Source organism: Paenibacillus naphthalenovorans (assembly GCF_900099895.1).
In the GTDB taxonomy this organism is placed as follows: Bacteria; Bacillota; Bacilli; order Paenibacillales; family NBRC-103111; genus Paenibacillus_G; species Paenibacillus_G naphthalenovorans.
The window spans coordinates 44,250-54,184 of record NZ_FNDY01000031.1; the positions used below are offsets into that span (position 1 = coordinate 44,250).

Consider the following 9,935-nt stretch of genomic DNA (forward strand, 5'->3'; position numbering starts at 1 on the left):
AGTGATTCATTGCGAAGGTCTCGTCAAAATATATAAGAGCGACGAAATTGAAGTCGTTGCGCTGCAGGGGCTTAATATTTCGGTAGACCAAGGCGAAATGATGGCGATTATCGGCAACAGCGGGAGCGGCAAATCTACGCTTCTGAACATCCTGGGCGGCCTTGACCGTCCTTCAGCCGGGCAAGTTCGCGTGGGAGAATGGAACCTGCTCAAAATTACGGATGAAGAGCTGGTCCAATATAAGCGCAATACCGTTGGATTCATCTGGCAGAACAATGCCCGTAATCTGGTGCCGTATTTGACGGCGCTTGAGAATGTGGAGATGCCGATGATGCTGAGCGGGAAATATGACCGGCATTACGCTGCACAGCTTCTGGAATGGGTCGGTCTCAAGGATAGGCTGAACAACAAGCTGCAGCAGCTCTCCGGAGGCGAGCAGCAGCGCGTGGCGATCGCCATAGCGCTGGCTAACCGGCCGTCCCTGCTCCTTGCCGACGAGCCGACGGGCTCCGTCGATACGAAGACGTCGGATATGATCATGGACATCTTCCGCCGCTTCAATACGGAGATGGGCGTTACCATTGTGCTCGTAACGCATGATATGGCGCTGGCCGGCAAGGTGGACCGCGTGGTTGCGATCCGTGACGGAATGACGAGCACCGAGTTCATCAAGCGGAATCCGAACCTGGATCAAGCTGCCGCAGGCGGCGGGACGATTCACGATGTTCACGAGGAATACGTGGTGCTGGACCGGGCCGGACGGCTGCAAATACCGAGAGCGTATTTGCAGGCGCTGGGAATCGAAAGCAAGGCGTCCATGGAATTTGACGGGGAGAAGATTATCATCAAAACGCCCAAATCATTGGATGAGACCGCTGTAAAGCTGCATTAAAGTACATTTAAAACCATAAAATCGGAGGGTTTTCAAAAATGAACAAATGGATCAAAAGAACGGCGGCGCTGTCGGTCAGCGTCGGTATGATGACACCTGTACTTGCAGCTTGTACGAGTCCGAACACATCGGACAACACGGAGCGCACACTGCGCATCGCCACGACGATGGGCTATAGCGCGAACGATGAATATTTTCGCCAGCGGTTTACCGAGCTTTATGAATTTGCCAATCCGAATGTGAAGATTGAAATCATCTCGGCCATGGACGACCGCTACATGTATGGCCGACCGGACCCCAACGAAAAGCCCCAGGATCCGCTGGAGAAGCTGAAGGAATTGATGCAGGGCGACAATCCGCCGGATATCGTCATGACCCAGTATGAGCAGCTGCCTGACTTGATCAGCAATAACTTGCTGACGCAGCTTGATCCTTTGATTACAAAGGACAAATTCGATATCAGCGATATCGTCCCGGCGGTGATCGAGGGCATCAAAAAGGTCGGTGAAGGTAAAATCTATGCGTTGGCGCCGACATTCAATTCTTCTGCCGTCATCTATAACAAAAGGTTGTTCGACGAAGCGGGAGTGCAGTATCCGACGGATAAAATGACCTGGGAGCAAACGTTTGATTTGGCCCGCCGGTTGGCCAAGGGAGAAGGGGAGAACCGGAAGTACGGATTCTCATTTTCGACTTACAATATGGGCGGGGACATGTCGTATGCGACACAGCTTTACACAGCGCCTTTACGGCTGAGAATGTTTGACGACAATGGTGAGAAAATGACGGTCGATTCGGACCAATGGGAGAACGCATGGAAAACGATGCTGCAAATCCACACGGAAAAGCTTGTTCCCGGTCCGCTGGATATGTCCAAAATGAACGGGAGCATAGGTCCGAATGAAAACTATAATCCGTTCCAGCATGACGATTTCCTTTCGGGACGCGTAGCGATGGCGATCATTAACTATGGCGAGCTTGACCGCATCATCGATGTGATGAAGAATGCGGATCGGATTCAAGGCTTTTCTCCGTTCGAATGGGATGTCGTCACGCTGCCCGTTCACCCGGAAGCGCCGGATACAGGCGGATTTATCGGGATGGATGGTATTATGTCGATCAACGCCAAAGCGCAGGATCCCGAGGAAGCATGGAAGTTCCTGAAGTTTATTAACGGTGAGGATTGGGCACGGTTGAAGGCCAGCAGCTCGCACAATATCGTTTCCCGGCAAAAATATATCAAGACAAAGGACGGGTTGGACTACAATCAACAAGCATTCACTTCATTAATGCCGGTACCGTTCGAAGACACAAAGCTTTATCTCAAAAATCCGAGATTGTATGAGGTGCAGAGCATAGGCTATCAGAAGCTTCAACAAGTGATGGAAGGCAAGCTTCAGGTCCGTGAAGCATTGAAGCAGTGGCAGACCGAAGGGGACGCCATGATTCAAAAACTCAAAGAGAATCCGAACGGCGAACCGGGTATGCCAGAACCAAGAACGTTGGGTTAAACCCGCTTGACTAACGAAAGGAAATGGAACAAGGAGGTTAGCAGAAGATGAACCGGAAATCCAAGCGAACGAAATCATGCATACTTCTTCTGGCAGCCGCACTTATGCTCAGCTCCGCCGTTCCCGCCTTTGCGGCGGACGGCGGTACGCCTCCTCCCGGCAGCGACGCCGTGATCTCCATTGGAAGCGCACCGGTGCTGGGCAAGGTTGACATCGGGGGCGGCAATTTTTTTGAGTTGAAGAATGTGACTATGCTGCCCGAGCAAGGCGGCAATACGGTAACGTTTACCGTTACGGTCAACAACGTAGGGTCCAGCGACCTGTTGTTTATCGATTATTGGGTCCGGCTGAAGACGAAGACCGGCAATCAAATCTCGGTTCGTGTACTGCCGCAGGATAAAGACAAAAACCGGATCACACCAAAGTCCAGCCAGGACATCAGCTTCTATGCCAGCGTCAATGAAACGACCGGGCTAAAAGACCTTATTTTCGAATTCATCAAATGGGATTTCTCACAGACCAACTTCGAACGCAAAATCGGCGAAGTGGCCGTTCCGGCAAACTACAGCATCGTAACGGCAGCAGGCGGGGCTCATACGATCCAGATTGCCGGCAATCCGGTCAAGACATCCATCAAGAAAGTGCTGCTGAGCAAAAACGAAAAAAACTATACGCCCACGATTGTGATGAATATGGAAAACATTGGCGCCCGAAGCGCGGTGGTTCCCGGGTATCAGTATTTGCTTCGCACAAGCGAAGGATATATGTATCCTTTGGAGGCCAAAGGAATCAAGGATCTCACGATTAATCCGCAGGTGGACAAGGAGATTGAACTGTCCGGCTCCGTACCTGTTTCCGTGAAGCCGGAGAACTGGCAGCTGGTGATCATTCAGCATGCGGCCGATGTGAAGCTGAACCTGCCGATTGCGTATTTTGCGCTGCCTCCGGTATCGGAGGCGGACAGTGTAGACACGGGCAAAGAATATCACTTTTCGAACAAAAAGGGAACCTATACGGCCCGGCTGAATACCGTGCAGCGTTTGCCTTGGGAGGATCAGGACATTTTGACCGCCGGATTCACGCTCTCCAACAACGGTCCGGAATCGCTGCCGATCCCGGACATGGCGGGATACTTTATGCTCGACGGCGCGGTGAAGGTGGAGGCGAAGCTGATCAGGACGGATAAAGTGATAGGTTTGGCTCCGGGCGCATCGGCGCAGTTCCAGTTTATCGGCAAAATTCCGTATACCTACGAATTCGGTGAGGTGAAGCTGGTACTTCAGGAAAAGACCGCTGCCGATGATGCCCAAAACGGAGGAGCGGCGCAGACGGACGATTTGCTGGAATTCGTACATCGTGCGGAGCTGATGAACGTAACGTATAACAACATAGGCGAAGCTCATCATGTGACAAGCGTGGGAAGAAGCGCAAGCTATAAGGTTCGGGAAATCAGAACGTACATCGGAGATACGGCGAATACCTTTGCGGTGATGCTTGAAGTGAAAAATCTGGAGAAGCGTTTCACGGATATCGCCCAGCTGGTCGCCCATATCAAAACGGTGGACGGAACCGTATATCCCGCAGCCGTGACGGAGATCAAGAGCAAGGTCAATCCGGGAGGCACGGCGCTTTTGATGCTGTCCAGCAACGTTCCCAAAACATTCCCGATCACCGGAACGCATGTGATGATCGGTGATGCGGTCACAGAGGATCAGCTTACGGAAATCGGCAAAAAGCCGGATGCCTATGTGAATGCGGCGGCCTTCTGGCTCCCTCAGGAAAACCAGACGGTTCAGGATCATTTCAAAGACATCGATCTGGCTCCTTATAAGCTGTCGCTCAGCAATATCAAGCCGCAAATCGATCAGACGGGGCTGAAGCTGAAGTTCGATTATGAGATGTCCAAGGATTTGCTGCTCGTCTCGAACATGGAAGGCCGAAAGTTAATCATTGAGATCAAAGACGACGAGGATAAACTCAATTTCACCAAGGAGTTTGCTTTTGAAGAAGCGGCTGAAGGAGATTCCTCGAGCGGAGCGGCAGACAGGCTGCAGCTCGGTAAGCATTTGAATGTAGAGATAACGAAGCAGGACAGCGAAATCATATATCAGGTTCAATTTCTGAAGGGTTACAAACTCAATATCTACGATTCCTTTAAGGGTCAGAAGAAGCTGCTCGCCTCGAAGCAGGTCCTATGGTTTGAAACGATAAAATAGGTCTTCCTATATATCTGTATTAAAAAGCTTTAAGCCGTCCCTGACACAGCCGATCATTGCAATGCGGGGACGGTTATATATGAAGACACAGGGTGATTATGAACGTTTGGTTAATTTTGCTTTGGAAGCATTGACAGGGTTTGCAGGATACCTTATGTTTATTATGTTTATATCGTTAACAACATTCTTAACGATAATTACATAGATAACCGAGGAGATTATCATGAATTCTAAGCCGCAAAGCTTTGCTGAACTAAAGCAGGCCGCAAGCAATCATCTGTCTCTTTCCTTTGAGACGGACGGTTTCAGTCCCTTGGTCGGGAGAATTTTCGCGCTGCTGCTTTTCGCTCCTGAGCCTTTGAGTCTGCAGGAAATGGCCGATGAGCTCGGAGTGACGAAGGCAGCTGTCAGCGTCCAGGTCCGCGCTTTGGAGAAGCACTGTATGTGCCAGAAAATACCTACCGGCAACGACCGCAAGGATTACTATTACATCGCTGAAGATTTTAGTACGATCACGCTGCGCACGATGCGGCATAAAGTGGAGTCCATCACAAAGCAGGTGGATGAGTCGCTTACGATTTTATCCCAAATCGATAATGTGACGGAGGAAGAGCAAGCTTCTTTTCAAGTAACCAAACGCCGTTTTATTGAGAGCGCGGCGATGTATCGGCTGGTCATGTCGCGGCTCGAAGGCATTGAGGAAGAATGGATTCGGATAAGGGAGCAGCTATAATGTGAAATAACAGGTGTATTGAAGGGGATATAGAAAAAAACTCGTCTAAGTAGTCAGCAATCGTAATGGAGGAGTAGAGAGATGAATCATTTATCGAGTTTTTCCATGAAGAACGTCGCAGCCGTCATCATCATTTGCGCGATGTTGTTCGTCGGGGGCGGATATGCCGCTGTAACCATTAATCAGGAAACAATGCCGGATATCTCGCTGCCCATGGTTTTTGTCAGCACGACGTATGTCGCACCTCCCAGAGACGTGATGGAGGATGTGACCAAGCCTTTGGAGAAGGCGATCGTCGGTTTGGAAGGACTCAAAAAAATTACTTCGACCTCCGCTGACAATTTTTCGACCATTCAAGTCGAGCTGGAAAACGGGCGGGATCCTGATGAAGCCAAGCGGGATATCGAAGGCATGCTTTCCAATGTCAGTCTTCCTCAAGGCGCTTCCGAACCCAAGGTGGCCAAATTCGGCTTTAGCTCGATCCCGGTCTACTTTCTGGCGATGAGCGGTCAGAACGGGGTAAATCAGTCTGATCTCGATCGGATTTACAACGATATCATCGATCCCACCTTGAGCACACTTGACGGGATCGACCGGCTGGACGCCGTGGGGAATCAGGAAGCTACCCTGAATATGAAATTGAATATGAATGCGCTCATTAACTACGGCTTGACCCCGGCTCAGGTATCGCAAAGCATCCGTGCCGCCCTTACGACAAGCCCCGCTGGTTCCGTTGATATTAACGGCAATACGCAAATGGTGCGCGTCCGAAGCGATTTGAACTCCATCTATGCTCTTGAAAATATGAAAATCAATACGACGGACGGCAATACGGTACTGCTGAAGGACATTGCTAAAGTCGAAGCCATTTCCGAGTCGACATTCTTGTCCAGATTGAACGGCGAGCCTTCGATCGGCTTGACGCTCTATAAAGCGAAAGACGCGAATACCGTTGAATTTGTCAGCAAAGTCGAAGGTCTGATCGCCAATTGGGAGAAGGAATTTCCTAATGTGAAATTCACCCCGATCATGAACCAGGCCAACGAAGTCAAAAAGTCGATCAACGGCATGTTGGAGAAAGCGGTTCTGGGTGCTCTGTTTGCCTCGCTCATGATCCTGCTGTTTTTAAAAAATATTCGTATGACGATCATTGTTTTGGTCTCTATCCCATTATCCATTTTAATTACGCTGCTTGTTATGGTGCCTTTGGATATTACCTTGAACATCATGACCCTGGGTGGGCTGACTATAGCCATAGGCCGGGTAGTGGACGACAGCATCGTCGTTATCGAGAATATTTACAGTGAACTGGTAAAGACGCATGAACGCAACGAATCGGTCATCAAGCATGCGACATCCCAGGTGGCTTCCGCCATCACCTCGTCGACTTTGGCGACAGCCGGCGTTTTTGTTCCGGTTGCTTTTGTAGGCGGGATCGTAGGTGAAGTGTTCAGACCGTTTGCCATTACAATAGCGGTGGCGCTTCTGTCTTCGCTGGTTGTCGCTTTGACCGTCATTCCCATGCTGGCCAAACTGCTGGTACTGAACCACCAGAAGCTTAAACACCATGAGGAACCGAACAACGGAAAGTTTATGACCCGATATAAAAAGGTTCTTTCCTGGACCCTTGATAATCCAAAGAAAACCGTTTTTGCTTCCTTTCTTTTGTTTATCCTGACCATTGGCGGAACGGTTCCATTCATGGGATATGAGTTTATACCGGAAAGCAGTACGGCAAAAGAAGTGCAGTTTTCCATGGAGATGCCGCGCGGGACGTCCTTTGAAACGATGGATTTAAAGGCTAAGGAAGTGGAGAATATGCTTCTGGCCGCCAAGGATCCGAACAATGAGCCGGCCTTTACCTATGTGAACACCATGGTCGGTTTTGACTACGGGGAGGAACGGATCGCTTATAAAACCTCGATTATGGCCAAAGCATCCGAAGCTTCCGATACGAAACAGCTTTTGGAAGAAATGAAGGTCAAGATTGCAGAGATGATGCCGCAAGGCTCCGAGGTTACCGGTAATTTGACGGAATCGGGCGGCGCACAAACAGGATCGGATTTTATTTACATGCTGAAAGGCGACGATCTGGATCAACTGATGATCGGAGCCGAATTAGTCAAAGAAAAAATGCGCGAATTTCCGGAGCTGACGGAGATCGAGGACAGCTTAAGCGATAAAAAAACGGAGCTGGAGATCAGGGTCGATCAAAACAAAGCGCGTTTGTACGACTTGTCTTCCGGGCAAATTCTGGAGAATATCCGAAGCTGGCTGTCCAAAGACAGTATCGGTGACCTCAGATTCGACAACACCGTATTTAATACGAAGATCATGCTCGATGACGATTTCAAAGACTCGGTGGATAAAATTGGCCAACTCCAGATTAAGACGCCGAGAGGTTCTACGGTCTATTTGAATGAAGTGGCTCAAGTCCGTCAAATCGATTCACCGGCCAACATTACCCGTGAAAATCAGGAACAATATGTAAGAATCACGGCTTCGATCGAAAGCAAGGACAAAGGCGGCGTCAGCAATAAAGTGAGTGCGGCGCTGCGAACCATTGAGCTTCCCAACGGCGTACGGACCGAAGTTCAGGGGGTTAGCGACGACATCCAAAAAACGATTAGTGATATGGTTGTTGCCATGGCCGCGGCCATCGGCATCGTTTATCTGATCATGGTTATCGCCTTTGGGAACGCAAGCGCGCCATTCGTTATCCTGTTCTCGCTTCCGCTTGCCGCTATTGGCGGATTTATAGCGCTTTTGCTAACCGGAGAAACGATCAATATCACATCTTTGATCGGATTTCTTATGCTGATCGGGGTGGTGGTTACGAATGCCATCGTATTGGTCGACCGCGTTCAGCAAAATGTAGAGGCGGGGCATTCCATTCGCGATTCATTGATAGAAGGAGGAGTAAGCCGTTTTCGCCCGATTATTATGACTGCCGGAGCTACGATAACCGCCATGCTGCCTATGGCCTTTGGAGCAGCTGAGGGAGGGCTTATTTCCAAAGGGTTGTCCGTTGTCGTGATTGGAGGTCTGACGACTTCTACCATCCTGACTCTGGTTGTGGTGCCTGTCATGTATGAGTTGGTGGATGGAGCCAAGCAGCGAGTAAGCAGATTGTTCAGGCGGAACAAGAAACAGGCTGTCGCTATGAAGACAGAATCCGTCGCACCTTAATTCAACCTGCGATCGGTATCGATAGATAAAGGAAAAGGAGAATCGGCACAAATGAATCGGACATGGAATCATACAGTCAAACATAGCACCAAAATAGCGGGGGCTGTTGTCATCAGCGCGGCTCTCCTTACGGGTTGTTCTTCTCAGCCCCCGGCGGATGCTACGGCGAATACGGCGGAAGCCCAATTGAAGACCGTAAGGGCGGCGCCCATCGAGAAGAGAAAAATCAGTGAGCCTATGGAACAAGTGGCCGACGTCATCTCTTCAATACAGATGGATATTGTCACCAAAGCGGGCGGCGACGTAAAGGAAATTCTGAAAAAACGCGGCGACATGGTGAATAAAGGCGAGGTGATTTTCCGGCTTGATCCTACGGATGTATTAATTCAAAAGGAAAAGACACAAATCGCTTTGGCCACGGCTCAACAGCAAATCGCCAAAGCTCGTCAAGATTTGGCGGATTCCAAGCTGGACCTGCAAAACGGAATCAAGAAGCTTGAACAGTCCATCAAAGATATGGAAAAAGATTATAACAAGATGCGCAACGATTATGATATGGGGCTTGTGACCAAATTCCAGCTGGAGCAAATGGAGTCGCAGCTTAACAACCTGCGCCTTGATCTGGAGAGCAGTCAGAATAAGCTGAAAACACTTGAAAGCACGAATTCGTTGGCTCAGCTCGAACAGGCTGTCCAAACATCGAACTTATCCATCCGCGAGATCGACCGCACCCTCGAGAATATGGAAGTGAAGGCCACCGTCAGCGGTGTACTGACGGATCTTCCTATCGAGGTCGGTATGTACTTGAATGGAGGGTTCCGTGCGGCCCAGGTACAGCAGCTTGACCCGATCAAAATCAAGGCGGAGCTGACGGAAGAAATGGCTAAGCTGGTAAGGGGCAAGACAGAGCTTACCTTCTATATACCGGGCACGTTGGATCATACGAAAGCCAAGGTGAGCTACTTAGCCGACGTGATGAGCTCTCAATCGAAGTCGTTTACACTGGAATTGGAGGTTCCCAATGGCGACCGTAAGCTGAAACCGGGGATGAAGGCACAAATTCTGCTTACGGAGGAAAGCGAACAGATGGTTGTCACCGTACCTTCGCTCAGTGTTGTGCGTGAAGGCGGAGAAACCTTTGTGTTTATTCTCGTTGGCGACCAGGTGGAGAAGCGGAAGGTGTCGCTTGGACGAGTAAACGATACATTCCAGGAAGTCCTCTCCGGCGTCAGTGAGGGTGAACAACTGATCGTATCTGGACAAAACCAATTAAAGGACAAAGAAAAAGTACAGTTGGCTAAATAACCGACATCAGACTTGACAGGAGGAAACCCAAGTGAAACACAAGCTGAAGAAAACCGTAGCATCTGTTGTAATTACCGCCTCGATGATAA

General features: G+C 49.8%; 6 protein-coding genes. All 6 read left to right on the forward strand.

The window, feature by feature from the left end; genetic code table 11:
* Window position 1: 1 nt before the first annotated feature.
* Window positions 2-892, forward strand: coding sequence for an ABC transporter ATP-binding protein (locus BLT35_RS21290; protein WP_074729681.1), 891 nt, complete (start codon window positions 2-4; stop codon window positions 890-892).
* 38 nt (window positions 893-930) lie between these two features.
* Window positions 931-2,403 (forward strand): ABC transporter substrate-binding protein, encoded by a 1,473-nt coding sequence (locus BLT35_RS21295; protein WP_074729682.1) that lies wholly within the window; start codon window positions 931-933, stop codon window positions 2,401-2,403.
* Window positions 2,404-2,450: 47 nt separating this feature from the next.
* The gene (locus BLT35_RS21300; protein WP_074729683.1) at window positions 2,451-4,619 is read left to right on the forward strand and encodes a hypothetical protein; all 2,169 of its coding nucleotides are present in this window, start codon (window positions 2,451-2,453) and stop codon (window positions 4,617-4,619) included.
* A 223-nt stretch (window positions 4,620-4,842) separates the two neighbouring features.
* The gene (locus BLT35_RS21305) at window positions 4,843-5,352 is read left to right on the forward strand and encodes a GbsR/MarR family transcriptional regulator (protein ID WP_074729684.1); all 510 of its coding nucleotides are present in this window, start codon (window positions 4,843-4,845) and stop codon (window positions 5,350-5,352) included.
* Window positions 5,353-5,433: 81 nt separating this feature from the next.
* Window positions 5,434-8,541 carry an efflux RND transporter permease subunit gene (locus BLT35_RS21310; RefSeq protein ID WP_062407745.1) on the forward strand — a complete coding sequence of 1,036 codons (3,108 nt, stop codon included), beginning with the start codon at window positions 5,434-5,436 and terminating at the stop codon, window positions 8,539-8,541.
* A 51-nt stretch (window positions 8,542-8,592) separates the two neighbouring features.
* The gene (locus BLT35_RS21315) at window positions 8,593-9,846 is read left to right on the forward strand and encodes an efflux RND transporter periplasmic adaptor subunit (RefSeq protein ID WP_062407747.1); all 1,254 of its coding nucleotides are present in this window, start codon (window positions 8,593-8,595) and stop codon (window positions 9,844-9,846) included.
* Window positions 9,847-9,935: the final 89 nt, after the last annotated feature.

Bases quoted from the DNA above. Each gene is read 5' to 3' on its own strand.
- BLT35_RS21295 (WP_074729682.1), top strand. From the start codon at position 931: ATGAACAAATGGATCAAAAGAACGGCGGCGCTGTCGGTCAGCGTCGGT.
- BLT35_RS21300 (WP_074729683.1), top strand. From the start codon at position 2,451: ATGAACCGGAAATCCAAGCGAACGAAATCATGCATACTTCTTCTGGCA.
- BLT35_RS21305 (WP_074729684.1), top strand. From the start codon at position 4,843: ATGAATTCTAAGCCGCAAAGCTTTGCTGAACTAAAGCAGGCCGCAAGC.
- BLT35_RS21310 (WP_062407745.1), top strand. From the start codon at position 5,434: ATGAATCATTTATCGAGTTTTTCCATGAAGAACGTCGCAGCCGTCATC.
- BLT35_RS21315 (WP_062407747.1), top strand. From the start codon at position 8,593: ATGAATCGGACATGGAATCATACAGTCAAACATAGCACCAAAATAGCG.